Origin of the sequence: Micrococcus sp. UYEF5 (assembly GCF_040546065.1) — a bacterium.
In the GTDB taxonomy this organism is placed as follows: Bacteria; Actinomycetota; Actinomycetes; order Actinomycetales; family Micrococcaceae; genus Micrococcus; species Micrococcus luteus.
On the sequence record NZ_JBEPNB010000008.1, the window covers coordinates 103,096 to 124,621 of the forward strand.

Annotated in this window: 23 protein-coding genes; 17 read left to right on the plus strand and 6 right to left on the minus strand. The window is 73.8% G+C overall.

Annotated elements, in window-relative coordinates; all coding sequences use genetic code 11:
• The first annotated feature begins 92 nt into the window (after positions 1-92).
• From ABIB16_RS08990 to ABIB16_RS09015, 6 genes are all read left to right on the plus strand, one after another.
• Positions 93-263 (plus strand): hypothetical protein, encoded by a 171-nt coding sequence (locus ABIB16_RS08990; RefSeq protein ID WP_020621742.1) that lies wholly within the window; start codon positions 93-95, stop codon positions 261-263.
• Between the two features lie 49 nt (positions 264-312).
• Complete coding sequence (locus tag ABIB16_RS08995) at positions 313-1,023, plus strand: hypothetical protein (RefSeq protein ID WP_020621741.1); 711 nt, start codon at positions 313-315, stop codon at positions 1,021-1,023.
• Positions 1,020-2,075: a hypothetical protein gene (locus ABIB16_RS09000; RefSeq protein WP_020621740.1), complete on the plus strand. Its 1,056-nt coding sequence runs from the start codon at positions 1,020-1,022 to the stop codon at positions 2,073-2,075. Before ABIB16_RS08995 ends, ABIB16_RS09000 begins: the two co-directional genes overlap by 4 nt.
• The gene (locus ABIB16_RS09005; protein ID WP_216882638.1) at positions 2,072-2,758 is read left to right on the plus strand and encodes an ABC transporter ATP-binding protein; all 687 of its coding nucleotides are present in this window, start codon (positions 2,072-2,074) and stop codon (positions 2,756-2,758) included. The genes ABIB16_RS09000 and ABIB16_RS09005 overlap by 4 nt, the downstream gene beginning before the upstream one ends.
• Before the next feature lie 16 nt (positions 2,759-2,774).
• Entirely contained in the window at positions 2,775-3,869 is a 1,095-nt protein-coding gene (locus ABIB16_RS09010) for a permease (RefSeq protein WP_020621738.1), read from the plus strand.
• A gap of 63 nt (positions 3,870-3,932) precedes the next feature.
• On the plus strand, positions 3,933-5,444 hold the full coding sequence (locus tag ABIB16_RS09015; RefSeq protein ID WP_020621737.1) for a SulP family inorganic anion transporter: 1,512 nt from the start codon (positions 3,933-3,935) through the stop codon (positions 5,442-5,444).
• 10 nt (positions 5,445-5,454) lie between these two features.
• Here the strand turns inward: ABIB16_RS09015 and ABIB16_RS09020 are convergent, their stop codons facing one another.
• A complete protein-coding gene (locus tag ABIB16_RS09020) occupies positions 5,455-5,868 on the minus strand; it encodes a VOC family protein (RefSeq protein ID WP_020621736.1) in 414 nt (137 codons plus the stop codon).
• Between the two features lie 143 nt (positions 5,869-6,011).
• Between ABIB16_RS09020 and ABIB16_RS09025 the strand changes: the two genes are divergently transcribed.
• The 4 genes from ABIB16_RS09025 (at position 6,012) to ABIB16_RS09040 (ending at position 9,613) form a co-directional block, all read left to right on the plus strand.
• Complete coding sequence (locus tag ABIB16_RS09025) at positions 6,012-6,965, plus strand: CPBP family intramembrane glutamic endopeptidase (protein ID WP_036317511.1); 954 nt, start codon at positions 6,012-6,014, stop codon at positions 6,963-6,965.
• Between the two features lies 1 nt (position 6,966).
• The gene (locus ABIB16_RS09030; protein WP_036341608.1) at positions 6,967-8,379 is read left to right on the plus strand and encodes an MATE family efflux transporter; all 1,413 of its coding nucleotides are present in this window, start codon (positions 6,967-6,969) and stop codon (positions 8,377-8,379) included.
• 60 nt (positions 8,380-8,439) lie between these two features.
• Entirely contained in the window at positions 8,440-9,021 is a 582-nt protein-coding gene (locus ABIB16_RS09035; RefSeq protein ID WP_095347681.1) for a hypothetical protein, read from the plus strand.
• Positions 9,022-9,211: 190 nt separating this feature from the next.
• Positions 9,212-9,613 (plus strand): hypothetical protein, encoded by a 402-nt coding sequence (locus ABIB16_RS09040; RefSeq protein ID WP_002856779.1) that lies wholly within the window; start codon positions 9,212-9,214, stop codon positions 9,611-9,613.
• A 10-nt stretch (positions 9,614-9,623) separates the two neighbouring features.
• On the opposite strand, the gene ABIB16_RS09045 is transcribed toward ABIB16_RS09040, so the two are convergent.
• Both ABIB16_RS09045 and ABIB16_RS09050 read right to left on the minus strand, forming a co-directional pair.
• A complete protein-coding gene (locus tag ABIB16_RS09045; RefSeq protein ID WP_145950800.1) occupies positions 9,624-10,607 on the minus strand; it encodes an L-lactate dehydrogenase in 984 nt (327 codons plus the stop codon).
• Between the two features lie 97 nt (positions 10,608-10,704).
• Positions 10,705-11,496, minus strand: a complete 792-nt coding sequence (locus ABIB16_RS09050; RefSeq protein WP_036341617.1) for a CGNR zinc finger domain-containing protein — start codon at positions 11,494-11,496, stop codon at positions 10,705-10,707.
• A gap of 167 nt (positions 11,497-11,663) precedes the next feature.
• Here ABIB16_RS09050 and ABIB16_RS09055 point away from each other — a divergent pair, with 167 nt between their 5' ends.
• Positions 11,664-13,319 (plus strand): thiamine pyrophosphate-dependent enzyme, encoded by a 1,656-nt coding sequence (locus ABIB16_RS09055; protein ID WP_036341620.1) that lies wholly within the window; start codon positions 11,664-11,666, stop codon positions 13,317-13,319.
• 32 nt (positions 13,320-13,351) lie between these two features.
• Here ABIB16_RS09055 and ABIB16_RS09060 read toward each other — a convergent pair whose 3' ends face one another.
• Positions 13,352-13,912 (minus strand): GNAT family N-acetyltransferase, encoded by a 561-nt coding sequence (locus tag ABIB16_RS09060; protein ID WP_036341622.1) that lies wholly within the window; start codon positions 13,910-13,912, stop codon positions 13,352-13,354.
• 265 nt (positions 13,913-14,177) lie between these two features.
• On the opposite strand from ABIB16_RS09060, the gene ABIB16_RS09065 reads away from it, so the two are divergent.
• The 4 genes from ABIB16_RS09065 (at position 14,178) to adhP (ending at position 18,764) form a co-directional block, all read left to right on the plus strand.
• A complete protein-coding gene (locus tag ABIB16_RS09065) occupies positions 14,178-14,609 on the plus strand; it encodes a DUF779 domain-containing protein (RefSeq protein ID WP_036316759.1) in 432 nt (143 codons plus the stop codon).
• Positions 14,606-16,033: a helix-turn-helix domain-containing protein gene (locus tag ABIB16_RS09070; protein WP_044658542.1), complete on the plus strand. Its 1,428-nt coding sequence runs from the start codon at positions 14,606-14,608 to the stop codon at positions 16,031-16,033. Before ABIB16_RS09065 ends, ABIB16_RS09070 begins: the two co-directional genes overlap by 4 nt.
• Before the next feature lie 121 nt (positions 16,034-16,154).
• Positions 16,155-17,678 (plus strand): acetaldehyde dehydrogenase ExaC, encoded by a 1,524-nt coding sequence (gene exaC, locus ABIB16_RS09075; RefSeq protein ID WP_036316755.1) that lies wholly within the window; start codon positions 16,155-16,157, stop codon positions 17,676-17,678.
• A 54-nt stretch (positions 17,679-17,732) separates the two neighbouring features.
• On the plus strand, positions 17,733-18,764 hold the full coding sequence (adhP, locus tag ABIB16_RS09080; RefSeq protein ID WP_122054738.1) for an alcohol dehydrogenase AdhP: 1,032 nt from the start codon (positions 17,733-17,735) through the stop codon (positions 18,762-18,764).
• 154 nt (positions 18,765-18,918) lie between these two features.
• Here the strand turns inward: adhP and ABIB16_RS09085 are convergent, their stop codons facing one another.
• Positions 18,919-19,821, minus strand: a complete 903-nt coding sequence (locus tag ABIB16_RS09085; protein ID WP_145950798.1) for an alpha/beta hydrolase family protein — start codon at positions 19,819-19,821, stop codon at positions 18,919-18,921.
• A 48-nt stretch (positions 19,822-19,869) separates the two neighbouring features.
• Between ABIB16_RS09085 and ABIB16_RS09090 the strand changes: the two genes are divergently transcribed.
• A complete protein-coding gene (locus ABIB16_RS09090; RefSeq protein ID WP_256748767.1) occupies positions 19,870-20,310 on the plus strand; it encodes a hotdog fold thioesterase in 441 nt (146 codons plus the stop codon).
• A complete protein-coding gene (locus ABIB16_RS09095; protein WP_036316747.1) occupies positions 20,307-20,624 on the plus strand; it encodes a putative quinol monooxygenase in 318 nt (105 codons plus the stop codon). The genes ABIB16_RS09090 and ABIB16_RS09095 overlap by 4 nt, the downstream gene beginning before the upstream one ends.
• Before the next feature lie 150 nt (positions 20,625-20,774).
• Here ABIB16_RS09095 and ABIB16_RS09100 read toward each other — a convergent pair whose 3' ends face one another.
• Positions 20,775-21,332 carry an SRPBCC family protein gene (locus tag ABIB16_RS09100; RefSeq protein WP_069942043.1) on the minus strand — a complete coding sequence of 186 codons (558 nt, stop codon included), beginning with the start codon at positions 21,330-21,332 and terminating at the stop codon, positions 20,775-20,777.
• Positions 21,333-21,526 lie beyond the last annotated feature (194 nt).

Below are 21,526 nucleotides of genomic sequence, written 5' to 3' on the forward strand. Positions count from 1 at the left end.
GGACCGACCGAGAATTCTCTGGACACAGGGCGAGCACCTTCATAGAGTGTGACGCAGATCACGACTGAGCGTGAACCATAAGGAGGAGCGACATGGGTATGAAGCAGCGGATTTCTAAGGTCGGTGCCGGCGTGGCCGTCGCTGGACCGTTGGCCGTCTCCGGTGCGGTGCCAGCGCAGGCGCTGACGGACTCCGGTCGGCAGGACTGCAGCGCAGGACTCCTCCTGTCGGGCACCTACGGCTACTGCTACTACCCGTACTGACTCGCCGGCACCGATGACTTCATTACGCATTCCTGCGACGGCCGCCCTGGTGGCGGCCGTCGCCCTGACCCTCACCGGCTGCGTCGGTCGGGAGTCTGCGGGCCTCGGCGGTTCATCCACGGTCGCCGCTCCCCCCACCGCGACGGCCGAGAAGACCTGGGACGCCTCGCAGTGGGTTCCCACCGAGAGGATCGAACCCCTCCTGACGACGGAGGCGGAGAAGGAGCGCGCCTACCGTGAGCAAGTCGCGCGGCACGCTCAGGGGGCGGGAATGCCCGCGCCGCCTCAGGTGGAGCGCTCCGGGTGGTACGCCACGTCCCTCGAGTCGGACCGCATGGTGTCCACATGCCTGGCCGAGGCCGGGTGGCCGAACTCGGTCGGTCCGACCGGGGGAATTCAGATCGACACCCCACCTGAGTCCCAGAGGTCTGCTTTCGAGGCGGCCTACGTGACCTGCTACGCACAGCACCCGGTGGATCCGAGCTACACCCAGGACTGGACCGATCCGCAGCTCCGCCTCGTCTATGACTACTGGGACCAATACCTCATCCCGTGTCTCGAGGCCTACGGCTACACGGTCGACACCTCCGCGCGCCCCTCCAAAGAGGCATTCGTCTCCGCGTTCTACACTCCAGGCCGCCACCAGTGGTGGCCCTTCGCGGACAGCATGAGGGGCGTGTCGGCAGAACGCCAGGCCGAGGTCGCGCAGACATGCCCGGAGCTTCCGCCGCAGGATGTCTTCTGGGGGTCATCCGGATGAATCGCCCCGCCCGCTGGGCCGCCCTCGTCCTTGCGCTCGTGGCCGTCGCCGCGCTCGCCTTCTGGGCCGGCCGGGTCACGCTCACCCCTCCGGCTCAGGCCGAGCAGCGTCCGGCCGCGAGCGCCCTCGTCACCGTCGCCGAGCAGGAGCTCGGCCGCGTCATCACCCTCGGCGTCTCCGTGTCGCGCGAGCAGACGCCGGCGGCGGTGAACGCGCTGACCGGCGTCGTCACCCGGGCCGGAGAGTCCGGCGAGGTGGCTGCCGGGGAGGTGCTGTACGCCGTCGCCCAGAAGCCCGTGCTCGTCCTCCAGGGCGAGCTTCCCCAGTGGCGCCCTCTCGGGGAGGGCACTTCCGGCGACGACGTCGCCGCGTTCCAGCGCATGCTCGCCGCCACCGGCGCGAAGGTGGAGGCCACCGGCACGTGGGACGAGGCCACCGCGGACGCCTGGGACGACTGGCTCACCGAACGCGGCTACCCCGCCGCGGACACCGTGGAGCTCGGCCAGCTCGTGGTCCTCGACGCCCTCCCCGCGCCCCTCAGCGTGGACGCGAAGACCACCGCCGTCGGCACCACCCTCGCCGGCGGCGAGAACGTGGTGGCCCGCCCCGGCGACCAACCGGACTTCGCCCTCGAGGTCAACCAGGAGCAGGCCGCCCTCATCCCGGCCGGCACCCAGGTCACCGTGCCCCACGGCGAACACGAATGGAAGGCCGTCGCCGGCGAGTCCACCTCCGACGAGCAGGGCCTGATCCGCATCACCCTCACCGCCCCGGACGGCGGCGTGGTCTGCGGCGAGGACTGCGACACCCTGCCCGCCGACGCCACCACCTCCCTGCTCTCCCAGGTCAGCGTGGTCCCGCCCGTCTCCGGGCCCGTGGTCCCCGTGTCCGCCCTGCGCACCCAGCCAGACGGCGCCGCGACGGTCACGGTGGTCCGGGACGGCGCCGCGGAGGACCGCACCGTCACCGTCCTCGGCTCCGCCGACGGCCTCGCCGTCGTGGACGGCGTGGACGCCGGCGAGCAGGTGCGCGTGCTGAACGGCACCCGATGACGGGGCCCGCCACCCCGGGCACGCCCGCCGCCCCCGTCGTCCCCGCCGCCCTCGCCGTCGAGGACCTGCGCTTCGCCTACACCCGCGCCGCCGAGGAGCTGTTCGACGGCCTCACCCACGCGTTCACGCCGGGCGCCGTCACCGCCCTCACCGGACCCTCCGGGCGCGGCAAGTCCACCCTCCTGTACGTGCTCGGGCTCATGCTCACGCCCACCTCCGGAGTGGTGCGCCTCGGCGACGTCGACGCCTCCACCCGCCCGGACCGGGAGCGCTCCCGCCTGCGCGCCGCCTCCGTGGGATTCGTGTTCCAGGACTCGGAGCTGGACCCGTCCCGCCCCATCCTGGACTCCGTGGTGGAGCCCGGCCTCTACGCCGGGCTGGAGCGCCAGACGCTCGAGGACCGGGCACGGGCGCTGCTCGAGCGCTTCGGCCTCGCCCACCGCGCCGACCACCGGCCCGGGCAGGTCTCCGGCGGGCAGGCGCAGCGGGTGGCCGTGTGCCGCGCCCTCGTGAACGCGCCCGTCGTCGTCCTCGCGGACGAGCCCACGGGCAACCTCGACCCGGACAACGCCGGCCTCGTCATGGACGCCCTCGCCGATGCCGCCGCCGAGGGGCGCACCGTGGTGGTCGCCACCCACGACCCCGCCGTCGTCGCCCGCGCCGACGAGGTGGTGCGGCTGTGAACCGGGAGGACCGCCCATGAACCTGCGCACCCTGCTGCGTGAAGCCGTCACCGCCGCACGCACCTCTCCCGTGCCCTCCGCCCTCGTGCTGCTCGTGGTGGCCGCCATGTGCTTCGCCGCCGTGGCCACCGTGGGCAGGCAGGCCGCCACCGAGGCGGCCGTCGCCGCAGAGCTCTCCGGCCCCGGCGCCCGCGTGCTCACCGTCACCGACACCGGCGGCACCGGTTTCCTCACCGGCGCCACCGCGGCCACCCTCGCCGGACTCGACACCGCCGAGGCCGCCCTCGCCCGGGACTCGCCCATGGACGCCGTGAACACCGGGATCGGCCGGGGCGGCGCCCGCGTGGCCGTGACGAACGTGGTCGGCACCCTGGACCGTGGCATCGAGCTGACCCGCGGCCGCCTGCCCGCCCCCGGCGAGGTGGTGGTCCCCGAGGCCAAGCTCGCCGAGCTCGGCCTCGCCCAGCCCTCCGGAGCGATCGAGGCCACGGACGGCCGCCAGTGGGCCGTCGTCGGGGCGTTTCAGGCCCAGGACCCCTTCCAGGACCTCGACGGCTACGCCCTCACCGTCCCCGCCGCCCCGGACGCCCTCGTGATGCAGCAGGTCCGCGTCCTCGCCGCCGACACCGCCGGCACCCGCGCCATGCAGGAGGCCGCGCTCGCCGTGATCGACCCCGACCCGCGCGCCTCCTCCATCCAGACCGCCCGTGCCCTCTCCGCCGGCAACCAGGTGATCACCGGCGAGCTCGCCGGGCTCGGACGCTCCCTGCTGCTGCTGATCCTCGGAGCCGGCGCGTTCTTCGTGTCCATCGTGGTGCTCGCCGACGTCCTCATCCGCCGCCGCGACCTCGGCCGCCGCCGCACCCTCGGCATCGGCCGCGGAGACCTGATCCTGCTCGTGGCCGTGCGCACCGCCGTGCCTGCGCTGCTGGGCGCCGTGCTGGGCTCCGGAGCCGGGTACGCCGTCGTCGCCGGCCAGGGCGGGACGCTGGGGGTGGACTTCGTGGCGGCGGTGGCCGTGCTGGCCGCCCTCACCGCGCTGCTGGCCAGCCTCGCCCCGGCGGCGTTCGCCGCGTTCCGCGACCCCGTGCGGGTGATGCGGACGGCGTGAGGGGTGGCGGGCGGGCCCGCTCACCGGCGGGCACCCCGCCCGCGCACCGCTACCCTCGGGAGCATGCCCGCCTTACCCGCCGCGCCCCCGCCTGCCCTCACGCCGCTCCAGCGGCAGTCCGTCCTGCGCACCCTGCGCAGCCCTCGGCTGCTGGGCACGGAGGTGCTGGCCGCCGTCGTGGTGGCGCTCGCGCTGATCCCGGAGGCCATCGCGTTCTCGATCATCGCGGGCGTGGATCCGCGCGTCGGGCTGTTCGCGTCCTTCACCATGGCCGTCACCACGGCGATCGTGGGCGGCCGGCCCGCCATGATCTCCGCGGCCACGGGGGCGGTGGCGCTCGTCGTCGCACCGCTGTCCCACGCGTACGGGGTGGGGCACCTGCTTGCCGCGATCATCCTCGGCGGCGTCATCCAGATCCTGCTCGGCGTGTTCGGTGTGGCCCGGCTCATGCGGTTCGTCCCGCGCTCGGTGATGGTGGGGTTCGTCAACGCGTTGGCCATCCTCGTGTTCACCTCGCAGCTGCCCGAGCTGATCGGCGTCCCGTGGCTCGTGTACCCGCTCACGGCGTTGGCCCTGGCGATCGTGGTGCTGTTGCCGCGGCTCACCACGGCGGTGCCGGCGACGCTCGTGGCCGTCGTCGTGGTCACCGCCCTGGTGATGGCCGCCGGCCTGGCCGTGCCGCGCGTGGGGGACCGGGGCGCGCTGCCGGATGCGCTGCCCGTGCTCGGCCTGCCGGACGTCCCGCTGACGTGGGAGACCCTCCGGTTGATCCTGCCGTTCAGCGTCGGCATCGCGTTCGTGGGGTTGCTCGAGTCCCTGCTCACCGCGAAGCTCGTGGACGACATCACCGACACCCGCTCGGACAAGACGCGCGAGTCCTGGGGGCAGGGTGTCGCGAACGTGGTCTCGGGGTTGTTCGGCGGCATGGGCGGCTGCGCCGTGGTGGGGCAGACCATGATGAACGTCAAGGCGAACGGCGCCCGCACCCGGATCTCCACGTTCCTCGCGGGCGTGTTCCTGCTGGTGCTCGTGGTGGCCTTCGGCGGCTTCGTGGCGCAGATCCCCATGGCCGCGCTCGTGGGCGTGATGATGTTCGTGGCCGCCGCCACCTTCGATTGGCATTCGGTGCGCCCCGCCACCCTGCGCGCGATGCCGCGCTCGGAGACCGCCGTCATGGTCGTGACCGTGGCGGCCACGGTGCTCACTCACAACCTCGCGATCGGCGTGGGTGTGGGCGTGCTCGCTGCGCTGGTGCTCTTCGCTCAGCGCGTCTCGCGTCTGGTCACGGTGGTCCGCGAGGTCCACGACGACGGCGACGCCGTCACGTATCGCGTGCACGGCGCCCTGTTCTTCGCGTCCTCGAACGACCTCTACTCGCAGTTCGAGTACGCCCTCGACCCGCCGCGCGTCGTGATCGACATGAGTGCCGCGCACGTGTGGGACGCCTCCACTGTGGCCGCGCTCGACTCGGTGCTGACCAAGTACGCCCGGCACGGGATCCACGCCGAGGTGACGGGGCTGAACGAGGCCTCCGCGGCGATGCACGCGCGCCTCACCGGGCGACTCGGCGCCTGAGCCGGCGGGCTCAGGCGGTGACGAACTCCCACTGGTGCCCGTCCGGGTCGACGATCTCGCGGGAGTGCATGCCGGAGTCGGCCATCTCCTCGCGCAGGTCCTCGGGCAGGGGCACCTCGGCGGCGCCGAGCTCGATCGCCCGGTCCGCCAGGGCGTCCACCGCCGCGGCGTCGCCGACGGTCAGCGCCATGAGGGCGGAGTTGGTGGTGAGGCAGTCGGCGATCTCACGGTTGCCGATGAAGTCGGTGTAGTAGCCGGGGCTGAGGTACATCGCGTACGTCGACTCGGTGAGCTCGATGCACACCGAGTGCTCGTCCGAGTAGTCGTCCATTGCGGTGGCGCCCAGGGTCGTCCAGAACTCACGGATCCGCTCGGTGTCCGTCGTCGGGAGGTTGATGAACACCGGCTGGGAGAACAAGGCCATGGGGAGCACCGTAGACGAGGCGTTCGGCCCGCCGCCACCGCGCGCGTGTCGCGGGCGCGCGGGCGTGGCGTGGGCCACGGAGCCGCTCCCGACGACGGCGCCCGCGGCCTGGCGCGTCCGCCCCCGTTGGTAGCGTGGCCGCCATGAGCGTTCCTCCCTCTGGCCCGCCGGCCGGTCCGCCCGCCGGCTGGCCGCCGTCGGGCCGGCCGTCCGCCCGCCGCGCCGCCGTCGCCCCGAGCCTGCACGGGCACCCCGGCGCCCCCGGTGGCGTCCCCGCCGGCTGGCCCGGCCGCCGGCCCGCGGCCCGCCCCGCGCCGGACTGGACCCCGGGTCGGTTCCACTGGGGCGACGCCGTCGTGGTGCTCGTGTACGTGGCGCTCATGGTGCTCGGGCTGGGGCTGTGGCTGGCGGTGTCGCTCGGCCTGGTCCCCGGTGACCTCGAGGCGTTCGACCTGGTCCGCGACGGGTTCACGGTGAACATCGTCAGCTACGCGATCCTCGTGGTGCTCGTGCTGGCCGTGGCCTGGCGCCCGCTCGTGACGTCGCTGCGGGTGTTCCGCACGGGGACGTGGTGGAAGCTGTTGCTGCTGCCCGCCACGTGGCTGGCGTGCATCGTCGTGAACGTGATCGTGCTGAGCCTCATCGGGGAGGCGCAGACCAGCGCCAACCAGGCCGCGCTCGAGGAGATGACCACGCAGGCCCCGCCCGTGCTCATGATCCTCATGACCGTGGTGGCCGCCCCGCTCGTGGAGGAGTACCTGTTCCGCCACCTGCTGATCGGCAAGCTCTCCCGCTGGATCAACGTGTGGGTGTGCGCCGTGGTCTCCGTGCTCGCGTTCACACTCCTGCACTTCCTCGGCACCGGCGGCGACTTCCGGCTCGTGGAGACCGTCCCGTACCTGACCCTCGCGGTGGCGATCACGGTGTCCTACATCCTGATGGGCCGCTCGTTCGGGTACGCGGTGCTGCTGCACATGGTGAACAACGGCATCGCCATCGCGATGCTCTACCTCGTGGCCCCCCTGCTGCCGGACACGCTGCCCGGCCCCACTGCCCCGACCACGGCGCTGGCCCCGCTGCTGGCCCTGCTGGGCTGAGATGGCGGGACCCTCCGGCTCGACGGCGGCGCCCGCCCCGCAGGACGCGCGCGCCCTCACGCGGCGCATCCTCGCGCTCGCGGTCCCCGCGTTCGGCGCGCTCATCGCGGAGCCGCTGTTCCTGCTGGCCGACACCGCGATCATCGGGCACCTGGGCACGGCCCAGCTGGCCGGCGTCGGGATCGGCACCACCATCCTGCACACGCTCACCGGCCTCATGATCTTCCTGGCCTACGCCACCACCCCGGCGGTGGCCCGGCTGATCGGGGCGGGGAACCTGGCCGCCGCGATGGACCGCGGCCGCGACGGCATCTGGCTGGGCCTGCTGCTCGGCGCGGTGCTGGCCGTCCTCGGCTGGCTCGCGGCCCCCGCGCTGACGGCGGCCCTCGGCGCGACGGGCGAGGTGCAGGCCCACGCCGTCGCCTACCTGCGCTGGTCCATGCCGGGGCTGCCGGCCCTGCTGGCCGTGCTCGCCGCCACCGGGGTGCTCCGCGGCCTCCAGGACACCGTGACGCCGCTCGTGGTGGCGGGTGTGGGCTTCGGCGCGAACATCGGGCTGAACGTGGCCCTGGTGTACGGGCTGGGCTGGGGCGTGGCCGGCTCGGCCATCGGCACGTCCGTGGTGCAGTGGGCGATGCTCGTGACGTACCTGTTCGTGCTGGCCCCGCGCTTCCGCCGCTCGGGCACGGCGTGGGCGCCCCGTGCCTCGGGCATGCGCGCCACGGCCCAGGTGGGGTCGTGGCTGCTGCTGCGCACCGCGAGCCTGCGCGCGGCCATCCTCATCACCGTCATGGCCGCCGCCGGCGCGGGCGACCTCACCCTCGCCGCGCACCAGCTCGTCTTCACGCTGTTCTCCACGCTGGCGTTCGCCCTCGACGCCCTCGCGATCGCCGCGCAGGCCCTGATCGGCGCCGAGCTCGGGGCCGCCCGGCCGGACGCCGCCCGTCGCCTCACCCGGACGATGGTGCACTGGGGGCTGGGCTTCGGCGTCGTGACTGGGGCCGTCCTGGCCCTCGCGGCGCCGGTGCTGCCGGGGCTGTTCACCACGGACCCGACCGTGCAGGCCGCCGCCACCGTGGGCCTGTGGGTGCTGGCCGCCGGGCAGCCGGTGGCCGGGTACGTGTTCGTGCTGGACGGCGTGCTGATCGGCGCCGGCGACGCCCGCTACCTCGCCCTCGCCGGCCTCGTGAACCTCGTGGTCTACGCGCCGGCGCTCTGGGTGCTCGCGCAGCTCGCCACGGGCGGGTTCGGCTGGACCGCGGTCTGGCCCGGACCGAACGCCGCCGTGCCCGACGCCGGCGTGCAGCTGGGCCTGCTCTGGCTCGGCTTCGCGGGGGTCTACATGGGGATGCGGGCGCTCACCCTCGGCTGGCGGGCCCGGCGCGACGACTGGATGCGGCTCGGCGTCGTGTGAGCGCGTCCGGGCGGTGACGCGCGGGCCGGGCCGCGGCCGCACGGCTCCTAGACTGGGGCGGTGGCTACCGTGCAGACCCCCCTCGAGATCTCGTCCGTGGTGTTCAAGCCGATCCTGATCCGCGCCGTGGTGGCGCTGGCGTTCGGTCTGACCACCGTGTTCGTCGCCGAGCCGGGCCTGACGTGGATGAAGGTCATGTTCGCGCTGTATCTGGCATTTTCCGGCTCGGCGATGTGGGAGTACCTGCGCCGCGACCCGGTGCCCGTGGCCATGCGCTCCCCGCTGTCCCTGGCGGCGGCCGCGTGGATGCTCGGCGTGATCGTGCTGCTGTTCCTGGGGTCCCCGGCCGCGGTGGGCGTGGCGGCCGGCGCCGCCCTCGTGCTCGGCGGCGTCGCCGAGCTCGTGGCGTGGGCCCGCCACCGCCACGAGTTCATCCCCGCGCGGGACCAGCTGTGGACCGGTCTCGTGGGCTTGCTCTCCGGGGGCGGCGTGGTCGTGGCCGCCCTGCAGGGCTTCGGCCCGCACGCCCTGCTCGGCATCGCCGGCGGCGGGGCGATCCTGATCGGGGTGCTCCTGATGGTCTCCGGGCTCGGCTTCCACCACGAGGTGCGCCGGGACCGCGGCACGGCCAGGGGCCTCTGAACCGGGCCGACGTCGCCGCTCCGACCCGCGGGGCGGACGTTCGCCGGGGGAGGACCTCGGGGCCCCGAGGGGCCACCCGTCGGCCGGACGCGTAGACTGGCTCCGGTCCGCCGCGCCCCGAGGGCCTCAGCCCCGGGCGCCTGCGTGGGCCGTGTCGCCCCAGCCGCCCCCAGCCGTCAGGAGTCCCGCCGTGAGCGCACCGTCCCCCCGCCCGTCCGCCGATCGCGCCGGATCCGGCCGCCCGGCACGCGGCGGTCTGCGCACCACGGTCAAGGGCCCGCTCGTCTTCTCCGCCGTGCTCGGCCTGATCGGTGGGGTGATCGCCGGCATCACGGCCTCCGGCGGCACGCAGAATCCGCTGCGCATCGACATCGCGCTGATCGCCTTCGGCGTCTTCTTCATGACGTCGCTCGTGGTGGTGGCCATGCTGCAGCTCGCCGCGCGCGAGAACCCGGACCACCTCTCCCAGGGCTCCGGCGTGAACCGGTCCTCCGAGGAGATGTTCCGCAAGGCCGCCGCCGACCGCCGCGCCCAGGCCGCCCGGGAGCGCCGCGAGCAGGGCGGCACCGGAGGCGACGCCCCGCGCGCCTGAGGCCGGCGCCTCAGAACCCGAGGCTGCGTGCCTCCCGCCGCAGCGCGTCCGCCGAGGCGTGCAGCGCCCGCATCTCCGCGGCGTCCAGCTCGGGCTGGATCACGCGTGTGACGCCGTCGCGCCCCACCACGGACGGCATGGACAGGGCGACGTCGGAGAGCCCGTGGACGCCGTCGAGCACGGTGGAGACCGGCAGGATGGCGTGCTGGTCGCGCAGGATCGCCTCGAGCAGGCGGGTCGTGGCCACGCCGACCGCGTACGTGGTGGCGCCCTTGCCCTGGATCACCTCGTAGGCCGCGTTGACCACGGTGTCCGCGACTTCGTCCAGGTCGGCGCGGGTGAACAGCGGGTCGGCCGGCGTCGGCCACTCGAGGAGGGGCGTCGGGCCGATGCGCGCCGAGCTCCACGCGGGGAACTCCGTGTCCCCGTGCTCGCCGAGGATGGCCGCGTGCACCGACGACGCGTGGACCTGCGCCCGCGACGCCAGCAGCCACCGCAGGCGGGACGTGTCCAGCAGGGTGCCCGAGCCGATCACCCGGCCGGCCGGCAGACCGGTGAGGCGCTGGGCCACCAGCGTGAGGACGTCCACGGGATTGGTGACGAGCACGATCAGCGCGTCCGGCGCGTGCGCCTGCACCTGGGGCAGCAGGCCGCGCAGGATCTCCACGTTGTGCGCGCCGAGGTCGAGGCGGGTCTGCCCCGGCTTCTGGTTGGCGCCGGCCGTGATCACGACGACCTCGCAGCCGGCCAGGACGTCCGGGTCCGCGCCGCCGGTCATCGCGGATGCAGAGGTGAACGGGGTGCCGTGGGCCAGGTCGAGGACCTCGGCGCGGACCTTGGGCTCGTCGATGTCGTAGAGGGCGACCTCGCGGGCGACGCCGCGGATCAGCGCCGCGTAGCAGATCGCGGTGCCGACGCCGCCGGCCCCCACGACGCCGACCTTGCGGTGGGCGGGTCCGAGGGACGCGGGGGCGGCGGGGGTGTGCTCGCTCATGCCTCGCAGACTAGGGGTGTCCGGTCGGCCGACGGAACCACGAGGCCGCCCCGTCCCCCGATGTTCAGCGCCGGGTCACCTGGCGGGTGGGGCCGGGTCAGTCCTTCTTCTTGTCCGACTTCTTCTTGCGGGCCTTCTTCTCCGCCTTCTTGCGGGCCTTCTTCTCCGCCTTCCTGCGCTCCTTCTTCTCCTTCTTGGTCTCCCGGCGGGGCTCGTCGGCGGCGGCCTCGGAGTCCACGGCGGCCTCGGGCGCCTCGGAGTCCACGACGGCCTCCGGCGCCTCCGCCTCCTCCGGCCCGGCCGGATCCGCCGCGGGGGCGGACTCCGCCGCCTCGGCCAGCCGTGCCCGGTAGGAGCGCACGTGGGTGCGGTTGGCGCAGTTGGCCTCGTCGCAGAACCGCTTGGACCGGTTCCGGCTGGCGTCCACGAGCGCGTTCTCGCAGTCCTCGCCCTCGCACACGCGCAGGCGGGTCAGCTCGCCGTCCATCGCGGTCTCCGCCAGCGCGAGGGCGGCCATCGCGGCCAGCCGCTCCACCGCGTCGGCGGGGACCTGCGCCGGTGCCAGCCCGACGACGTCGCCCCCGGCCGTCAGCCGCAGCGGCCCGGCCGCGGCGAGGAGGGCGTTCACGCGCTCCACGGCGGCCGCCTCGTCCACGGCGGCGAGGGCCCAGACCTCGGCCAGACGGCCGCGGAGTTCGCGGCCACGCACGGCCGCGGCGGCGGCCAGGCGGAGGCGGACCTCGTCCTCCTGGAGTTCAGGGACGAGGGAGGGCAGCTGCGTGGCGGCGGTGAACCGCTCGTCGGCCGGCTGACCGCCCCGCAGTCCGGGGGCGGTGTTCAGGAACGCGGCCAGGGAGGCGAGGCGGGAGAGCGTCGGCGCGGAGAGCATGGGGAAATCGTACGGCGGGCCCGCCCTCCCGTCACCGGCTTCACGCCGCGTATCGGGTCGCCTCCGGCGCCGTCCCGTCCAGTACCCTGACCCCCACGGACCCCGTCTGCACGGCGGGGTGCACCCACGGGGCCGGAGGGGCCCCCGAACCAGCACAGGAGACCTCCATGTCCCAGACCTCCCAGGCGACCGGTCGCCTCTCCGCCGGGCACGTCATCGTCAAGACCCTCGAGTCCCACGGCGTGAAGCGCGTCTACTCCGTGCCGGGCGAGTCCTACCTGGACGTCCTGGACGGCCTGCACGACTCGGGCATCGAGAACGTGGTGTGCCGCCACGAGGGCGGCGCCACGTACATGGCCGAGGCCGACGGCAAGATGAACGTGGTCCCTGGCGTCGCCATGGTGACGCGCGGCCCGGGCGCCGCGAACGCCCACGTCGGCCTGCACACCGCGTGGCAGGACTCGACGGCGCTCGTCCTGTTCGTCGGCCTGATCCCGTTCGAGCACCGCGACCGCGAGGCCTTCCAGGAGTTCGACCCGCACGCCTGGTTCGGCACCGGTGCGAAGCGCGTGATGGTCCTGGACCACCCGGAGCGCGCCTCCGAGATCGTGGCCGAGGCCATGTTCGCCGCCAGCTCGGGCCGGCCCGGGCCCGTCGTCGTCGGCCTGCCGGAGGACGTGATCCGTGAGGAGATCGATGCGCACCTGCACCCGCAGATCCCCGTGGCCTCAGGCGGCATGACCGTGGGGGACTGGAAGTCCCTGCACGCCGCGCTCAAGGAGTCCCGCAAGCCGCTGTTCATCACCGGTGGCAACGACTGGACGGACGAGGGTGCGCAGACCCTGACGACGTGGCTGGAGGAGCACAAGATCCCCGCCGCCGCCGAGTGGCGCACCGAGGGCACCGTGCCGTTCTCCTCGCCGTCCTACGTGGGCCCGATCGGCTACGGCCGCCCGAAGCCGACCTACGACATGCTCGAGGAGACCGACCTCATCGTGTTCGTCGGCACCGTGCCGGGCGACGTCGTGACCAATGGCTTCACCATCCGCCAGAACTGGGACAAGAAGAACTTCCTGGTCACCATCGACCCGTCCCTGCGCGGCCGCTCCGGCCCCGTGTCCCACCAGATCGTGGCCAAGCCGGACGGGTTCATCCGCGACCTCGTCCGCATGGAGCTCGAGGTCAAGCCGGAGTGGGAGGAGTGGACCTCCCGCATGCGCGGCGAGCAGGAGAAGTTCGCGGCCCTGCCCCCGGCCGAGCCGTCCGAGGGCCAGGCGAAGATGGCCACGCTCATGGCCAACCTGGTGCCGAAGCTGCCGAAGGACTCGATGATCTCCCTCGGCGCGGGCGAGCACACCAACTGGGCGCACCGGTACTTCCCGACCGAGGGCTATCGCTCCATGATCTCGGCCCGCAACGGCTCCATGGGCTACTCGGTGCCGGGTGCCGTGGCCGCGTCCCTGAACTTCCCGGACCGCACCGTGGTGACCATCGCCGGCGACGGCGAGTTCCTCATGAACGGCCAGGAGCTGGCGACCGCCGCGCAGTACGGCGCCACGCCCCTCGTGATCGTCATGGACAACCAGGAGTACGGCACCATCCGCACCCACCAGGAGCGCCAGTACCCCGGGCGCGTCTCCGGCACCCAGCTGAAGAACCCCGACTTCGCCGCCATGGCCCAGGCGTTCGGCGGCTTCGGGGTGCGCGTGGAGCGGGACGCGGACGTGCCGGCGGCCGTGGACGCGGCGCTCAAGGCGGTCCAGGAGGAGGGCCGGTTCGCGCTCATCCACCTGATCGTGGAGCAGCGCGTCAAGGCCTACTGAGGCCGGCGGCGCGGTCCCCGCCGTCCCTCCGGTCAGGCCGCCGTCGTGGGGACGTCGAAGCGCAGCTGGGGCACGGGGAAGGGCGCACCGTCGAGGTCCGCCTCGACCCGGTCCCGCAGCACGCCCCCGCACGCACGGATCGTGGCCACGGAGGCGGTGTTCGTCTCGTCGCACGTGAGCAGGGCGGCGGGCACCCCGCGTGCGGCCAGCAGCGTCAGGGCGCCGCGCAGCAGCCGCGCGGCGTGGCCCCGCCGCCGGAACGCGGGGCGCACCGCATAGCCCACGTGTCCGTTGACGTGCCGCAGCGCCTCGTTCAGCTCCCACCGCACGGACACCCGGCCCACCAGCTCACCGTTCTCGTCCACGCCCACGTAGAAGGAGGCGGGCGCGCGGCCGGGCTCGACGTCGCCGCGCGCCTCGGCGGCGAACGCGCGGCGGACCGCGGGGAAGGAGCGGGTGCCGGCCATCAGGAAGTCGAACCCCTCCCGATGCAGCTCGGCGTCCGCCTCGCGCGCCGCGATCTCGTCCGCGGCGCGCAGCGGGCGCAGCAGGAGGCCGTCCACGGTGACGGTGGGGCTGGGGTCCGGGAGCATGTGCCGAGTGTACGAGGGGGACGCCGGGCGTGGCCGCGTGAGCCGCCCGCCGCCCCAGCCCTCGTGCTTTCCCCACCTCCGCGCCACCCCCGCGCCGTGAGCCAGACGTTTCGGTCGTGATCAGCCCCTGATTGCAGCCGAAACGTCTGGCTCGCGGCACAGCCCCCGGGCCGCCGCGCCCCCCACGACACGAGCAGGGGTGACGTGGATCACGTTCGAGGCTAGGGTGTGGGGACCGACGATCGCCCATCCCCAGGAGGTCGCGATGACCGTGCCGTCCTCGTCGGCGGAGCATGCGCTCGACGCTCGCCCCGAGCTGCCGGGCGAAACCGTGTCCCGCGTCGCCATGACGCCCGCGGCGCTCGAGCTGATCCGCCGACTCCTCCCGATCCACGGCCCGCTCATGTTCCACCAGTCCGGCGGCTGCTGCGACGGCTCCGCGCCCATGTGCTATCCCGCCGGCGACTTCACGACCGGCGCCGCCGACGTCCTGCTGGGCACCTTCGCGCTGCCGGCCGAGGGGGACCAGGCCGCCGTGGAGATCCCGTTCTGGATGTCCGCCGCCCAGTTCGAGTACTGGAAGCACACCCACCTCACCCTGGACGTGGTGGACGGGCGCGGCTCCGGCTTCTCCGTCGAGGCGCCCGAGGGCAAGCGGTTCCTGATCCGCTCGCGGTTGATGGCAGGCTCGGGATGAGCTCGACCCTCGCCACCAGCGCCTACCGACGCGCCGTGGACCGGGCCCACGAGTCCCTCGCCGCGGTCCGCCTGTCGCTCGCGCCGTCGTCGCCCACCGCTCCGGCCGGCGCAGACCAGGGCCTGCGCGCCGCCCTGCAGGGGCTGCGGCGAGAGGTCCGTGAGTCCTGGCTGCGCTCCCTCGGCGCCCTCACCCCCGCGGTACCCGGCCAGACCGACCCGGCCACCCTCTCCGACGACGACCTCGCCGCCGCCCGCCGAGACCAGCGCCTCGCCGTGGCCCTGCCGGTGGTCCGCCGCATGCTCATCCACCCCGCGGCCGAGGCCGGGATGCTCGCCGCGATCGGCAACGCGCGCGGCCACCTGCTGTGGGTCGAGGGCGACCGGACCGCGGTGCGCCACGCCGAGACCATGGGCTTCGTGGCGGGCGCCGACTGGTCCGAGGCGTCCATGGGCACCTCCGCCCCCGGCATCGTCCTCGCGACCGGCGCCCCCACGCAGGTCAGCCGCGGCGAGCACCTGAGCCCGCGCGTGCACCCGTGGAGCTGTTCGGCCGTCCCGCTCACGGACCCGGCCACCGGGCGGCTCGTCGGGGTCCTGGACCTCACGGGCGGGGAGGACGCCGTCAGCCACCTCGCCCTGCCGCTGCTCCAGGCCACCGTGGACGCCGTGCACGCCGCCTGGCGGGACCTGCCCGCCCCGTCCCGGGGCCGTCCCCGCGGCACCGCCCCGACGCCGGGCCCCTCGGCTCCGCCGTCCGCCTCGCCGGGGCCGAGCCCCGCCGCCGCGCCGCACCGCCACGACGCCGCCGCGGGCCTGCTGCGCGTCACCGGCCACCTGCCGCCCACGCTGGACGGGGTCGAGCTCACCGGCCGGCACGCCGAGATCCTCACCCTCCTCGCGTGGCACGGCCCGGGCCTGACCGGCGCCGAGCTCGAGGTCGCGCTGTATCCGGAGGAGACCGCCGGGCCCCGGCCCGCGCCGGGCGATTCCCCCGCCCGCGCCATCTCGCTGCGCGCCGAGGTGCATCGACTCCGCCGGGCGCTGCGGGACGTGGGGGCGCCGGTGGCACTGCTGTCCCGGCCGTACCGGCTCGTGGGGGAGGTGCACGCGGACCTGCTGTGCGCGCGGGAGGCGCTGCGCGCCGGGGATCTGGACCGTGCGCTGCACGCGGCGGCCGGGCCGGTGCTGCCGCGGTCGGCGTCCCCCGGTGTCGCCTCGATCCGCGCGGAGCTGGGGGAGGCGCTGCGCGAGGCCGTCGCCCAGGACGCGGATGTCGAACAGCTCTGGGCCTACCTGGGCCGCCCCGAGGCCCGCGACGACGTCGAGCTCTGGGGCGCCGCCCTGCGTCTGCTGCCGGCGGACTCGCCGCGGCGGGCGCTCGCCGTGGCCACGCTCGAGCGGATCGAGCGGGACCTGGCCTGACCCGGCCCGCCCCTCACCCGCGCCCGGCTGCAACCTCCGTGCAACCTCCTTGTGACTAGGGTCACAGCCACGGCAGGGCGCCACCGGCGCCGAGGCAACCGCAGGCAAAGGAGCCAGCACCATGACCGTCTACGCATTCCCCGGCACCGAGGGCGCCAAGGTCGAGTTCAAGTCCCGCTACGAGCACTTCATCGGAGGAGAGTGGACACCCCCGGTCAAGGGCCAGTACTTCGAGAACGTCACGCCCGTGACGGGCAAGGTGTTCTGCGAGGTCGCCCGCGGCACGGCCGAGGACATCGACGTCGCCCTCGACGCCGCCTGGAAGGCCGCCCCGGCCTGGGGCGCCACCTCGGCGGCCGAGCGTGCGCTCGTGCTGCACCGCATCGCGGACCGCATGGAGGAGAACCTCGAGATGCTGGCGGTCGCGGAGACCTGGGACAACGGCAAGGCCGTCCGGGAGACCCTCAACGCGGACCTGCCGCTGGCCATCGACCACTTCCGGTACTTCGCCGGCGCGATCCGCGCGCAGGAGGGCGGCCTGTCCCAGGTGGACGAGGACACCGTCGCCTACCACTTCCACGAGCCGCTCGGCGTGGTCGGCCAGATCATCCCGTGGAACTTCCCGCTGCTGATGGGGGTGTGGAAGCTGGCGCCCGCGCTGGCCGCGGGCAACGCCGTCGTGATCAAGCCCGCCGAGCAGACGCCGGCCTCGGTCATGGTGTTCATCGAGCTGATCGCGGACCTGCTGCCGGCCGGCGTCGTCAACGTGGTCAACGGCTTCGGCCTCGAGGCCGGCAAGCCGCTCGCGCAGTCGCCGCGCATCCGCAAGATCGCGTTCACGGGTGAGACGACGACGGGCCGGCTGATCATGCAGTACGCCTCGGAGAACATCATCCCGGTGACCCTGGAGCTGGGCGGCAAGTCGCCCAACGTCTTCTTCGAGGACGTCATGGCGGCCGACGACGCCTACTGGGACAAGGCGCAGGAGGGCTTCACCCTGTTCGCGCTGAACCAGGGCGAGGTCTGCACGTGCCCGTCGCGGGCGCTCGTGCAGGAGTCGATCGCGGAGAAGTTCCTCGACGCCGTCGTGGAGCGGACCTCGCGCATCGTGACCGGCAACCCCCTCGACACGGACGTGATGATGGGCGCCCAGGCCTCCAACGACCAGCTCGAGAAGATCACGTCCTACCTGGACATCGGCCGTCAGGAGGGCGCCGAGGTGCTGATCGGTGGCGCCCGCGCCGAGATGGAGGGCGAACTGGCCGGCGGCTACTACGTGCAGCCCACGATCTTCCGCGGGGACAACTCGATGCGCATCTTCCAGGAGGAGATCTTCGGGCCGGTGGTCTCGACGACCACGTTCACCGACTTCGACGACGCCATGCGGATCGCCAACGACACGCTCTACGGGCTCGGCGCCGGCGTGTGGTCCCGGAACGGCAACACCGCCTACCGCGCGGGCCGGGCGATCCAGGCCGGCCGCGTGTGGGTGAACAACTACCACGCCTACCCGGCCCACGCCGCGTTCGGCGGGTACAAGTCCTCCGGCATCGGCCGCGAGAACCACCTGATGATGCTCGACCACTACCAGCAGACCAAGAACCTGCTCGTCTCCTACTCCGAGGACAAGCTCGGGTTCTTCTGAGCCGACGCCGGCACCGCACGACCCCCCCTCCCCACTCCACGAAAGGTGATCCCCATGACCACGATGAAGGCAGCCGTCGTCACCCAGTTCGGCACAGAGGCCGACGTCACGGAGGTCGAGCGCCCGACGCCCGGCCAGCACCAAGCGCTCGTGAAGCTCATCTCCTCGGGCGTCTGTCACACGGACCTGCACGCGATGGAGGGCGACTGGCCGGTGAAGCCGACCCCGCCGTTCATCCCGGGCCACGAGGGCGTGGGCATCGTCGAGGAGGTCGGACCCGACGTCGAGAACCTCAAGGTCGGGGACATGGTCGGCAACGCGTGGCTGTGGCGAGCGTGCGGCCACTGCCAGTACTGCCGCACCGGGTGGGAGACCCTGTGCGAGGAGCAGGTCAACGGCGGCTACTCCGTGGACGGTTCGTTCGGTGAGTACATGCTCGTGGATGCCCGCTACGCGCCCGTGATCCCCGAGGGCGCGGACCCGATGGAGGTCGGCCCGATCCTGTGCGCCGGCGTCACGGTGTACAAGGGGCTGAAGCAGACCGAGGTGCGGCCCGGGCAGTGGGTCGTGATCTCCGGCATCGGCGGCCTGGGGCACATCGCGGTGCAGTACGCCGTGGCGATGGGCATGCGCGTGGTGGCCGTGGACGTCGCGGACGACAAGCTGGCGCTCGCCTCTCGGCACGGCGCGGAGCTGACCGTGAACGCGAACGTCGCGGACCCCTCCGTGGAGATCCAGGAGAAGATCGGCGGCGCCCACGGTGTGCTCGTCACGGCCGTGCACCCCCAGGCGTTCGGCCAGGCCATCGCGATGACCCGCCGCGGCGGCACCATCGTGTTCAACGGCCTGCCCCCGGGCGACTTCCCCGCGCCGATCTTCGACATCGTCCTCAAGGGCCTGACCATCCGCGGTTCGATCGTGGGCACCCGGCAGGACATGGTCGAGGCACTCGAGTTCTACGCGGCCGGGAAGATCCACCCGACGTTCCACACCCGTCCGCTCACCGAGATCAACGACGTGTTCGACGAGATGCGCCACGGCAAGATCGAGGGCCGCGTCGTGATCGACTACGCGATGCAGGACTGACGTGTCGCCTGGGCGTCGGCTGGGCGCGGGGTAGTATCGGCACATCACGCGCACCAGTGCGACGGCGGTCGTCCCACCCGGAGATCCGGGCCGGGGCGGCCGCCGTCGTCGTCGCGGGGACGGGGCGGGCCGCAGCGCGCCCGACGCCCGAGCCTCAGCGGGCCGCGTCCGGGGCGACCCCGTCGCGCAGCCACTCCAGCGTGGCCGGCCAGAAGGTCGGCGCGAACCGCGCGTGGAGCAGTCCGAAGTGCCCGATCTCCGTGACACCGAGCTCCTCCGGCCGCACCCGCCAGCGCACCGTCCGCCGGCCCGGCGAGTAGGCGTCCGCGCGGTCGAGGGCGGCGTCGGTGCCGAAGTCGTCGTCGACGGGCGCCACGATCAGCGCGTCCGCCGTGAACGCGGCCAGACGACGGCGCAGCTCGTCCCGGCCGGCGGCGGTGCGGGCGCTCGCGGTGAAGTCGCGGCGGCTGCGCGCCCAGTCCAGGGCGACCCCGCGCGGCAGGTCCTCGAGCCAGCCGAGCCGCCGCCCCGGGAAGTGACCGCGGGCCAGCGTGATCGCCGGCATCGCCGCGTGCCACCGCGCCCACATCCGCACGCGCCCCGGCCGCGCCCGGTAGTCCCGCCAGTGGGCGTGCTGACCGCCGACGGCCACATGGCGGGCCACGTGACGCGCCTCGTCCGCGAGCCCGATGCCGAACCCGCCGTAGCTGTGGCCCACCGTCAGGAGGGGGCCGGGCAGGTGCGTCCGGGCCCAGCCGAGCACGGCGTCCGCGTCGAGGGCGCCCCAGTCCGCCCACCGCGCCTGCCGGGCCACGGCGAACGGCTCGCGGGACTCCCCGACACCCCGGTAGTCGAACGTGACCGCGTGGAACCCGTGGCCGGCGAGGAACTCGGCGTAGCGCCGGTAGTACGTGGCCTTCACCCCGGTCGCGGGGGCGATCACCACCGCGCCGGCGGGCCGGGCCTGGGGCGCCGTCGTGGGGGCGAAGTGGCGGGCCGCGAGCACGAAGCCGTCGCGGGCGCGGAGGCGCGCGGGGGTGGAGGTGGTCTGCGTCACGCCGCCACCCTAGGCGCGGGGCGGCGCGACCTGCGACACAATGGGCCCATGACTGAGACCCCCCAGAGCTCGTCCGGCCAGAGCCGGGACGAGATCCTCGCCCGCCTCGAGGAGATCTACGCGAACGACCCCGCGGTGCGCGAGCACGGCGTCACCCTCGGCGAGGTGGCCGAGGGCCGCGTGGTGCTGCACCGCGACGTCACCGCGGACATGGTGAACTCCCACGAGATCTGCCACGGCGGCTTCCTGTTCCACCTCGCGGACTCGGCGCTGGCGTACTGCGTGGCGACCTTCGGCGCCGCCCCCGTCACCCGGCGCGCCGAGATCACCTACGTGGCGCCCGCCAGGCTCGGCGCGCACCTCGTGGCGACCGCCCGCCAGTCGGTGGAGTTCGGTCGCGACCGCATGATCGAGGTCGGCATCGAGGCGGACGGCCAGCTCGCAGCCTGGTTCACCGGCCACTCCACGAGCCCGCGGGCGCGCGCGTGAGCGCCGGGCAGGGCGCGACGACGGCCGGTCCGGTCATCGAGTCGGTGGAGCTGCACGTGGCGGCGGGGGCGGAGGCGGCGTTCGAGGCCGCCGTCGCCGAGGCCGAGCCGCTGTTCCGGGACGGGGGCGCGACGTCCTTCGCGCTGTCCCGGCAGGTGGAGGACCCGGCGCGCTACCGGCTGCTGATCGGCTGGCGCACGCTCGAGGACCACACCGTGGCCTTCCGCGAGTCCGACTCGTTCCTCGCGTGGCGTGCGCTCGTCACCCCGCACCTGGCGCAGCTGCCGGCCGCGACCCACTGGTCCGCCGTCTGACCCCCGCACCCCCCCGCTTTCGTTCGGGAAACGGCGGTCCCCGGCGCGTTTTCGTTCGAGAAACGGCGCGAGGGCCGACCGTTTCCCGAACGAAAGTGCCCGACACGCCGCCGTTTCCCGAACGAAAGTGCCGACTGAGACGCGGTCGGTTCAGAGGTGACGGCCGGCCAACCGCGTGAGGCTCGACTGGATGCCCCGCCCGTTGTCCGCCGGCACCCGCAGCAGCTCGTACGCGCGGCGCACGGCCGGCCGGGCCCACGAGTAGTCGAAGGTCTCGGTGACCTCGGTGGTGCCGTCCCCGTTGTCCCGGAACGCCCAGCGCCACCGGTGTCCGCCCGGGTGGGCCCACTCCACGAGCTCGTCCTCGTCCACGGCGGTGGCGGTCAGCGTCATCGTGTACGGCACCCCGTACTTCCGCATGGCCACGCGGAACCGGTCGCCCACGGCCAGCCGGTGCGGCCCGCTCACCTTCGGCCGCACGGTCCCGGACCCGTCCGCCTCGTGATGGCGGTGCGGGTCCGCGAGCATCGCCCACAGCTCGTGCGCCGGCGCGGCCACGGTGGCCCGGTAGGACACCTGGTGCTCGCCGGTCTCCACGCGCTCGGGCCACGCCGCCTGCGGGGCGGCCTGCGGCAGCCCGGACGACGACGGCGCGGCGGCGGACTCGGTCTCGGGGGTGGCGGACGAGGGGGTCGGCTCGGTGTTCATGCCGCCCAGTCTAGGAACCGCCGCGGACACCGGAAGTGGAGGCGACGGCACCCCCTCGGCGGGACACCACAGCACTCTTGCCGGGGGCCCGCCCCGGGCCTAGGGCGTGTCTGAGAATAGATGCACGAGTCAGCTGAGACCCTGGGGACATGTCCCGGTTCCAGATGCTCTCCGACGCCCAATGGGAGTTGATC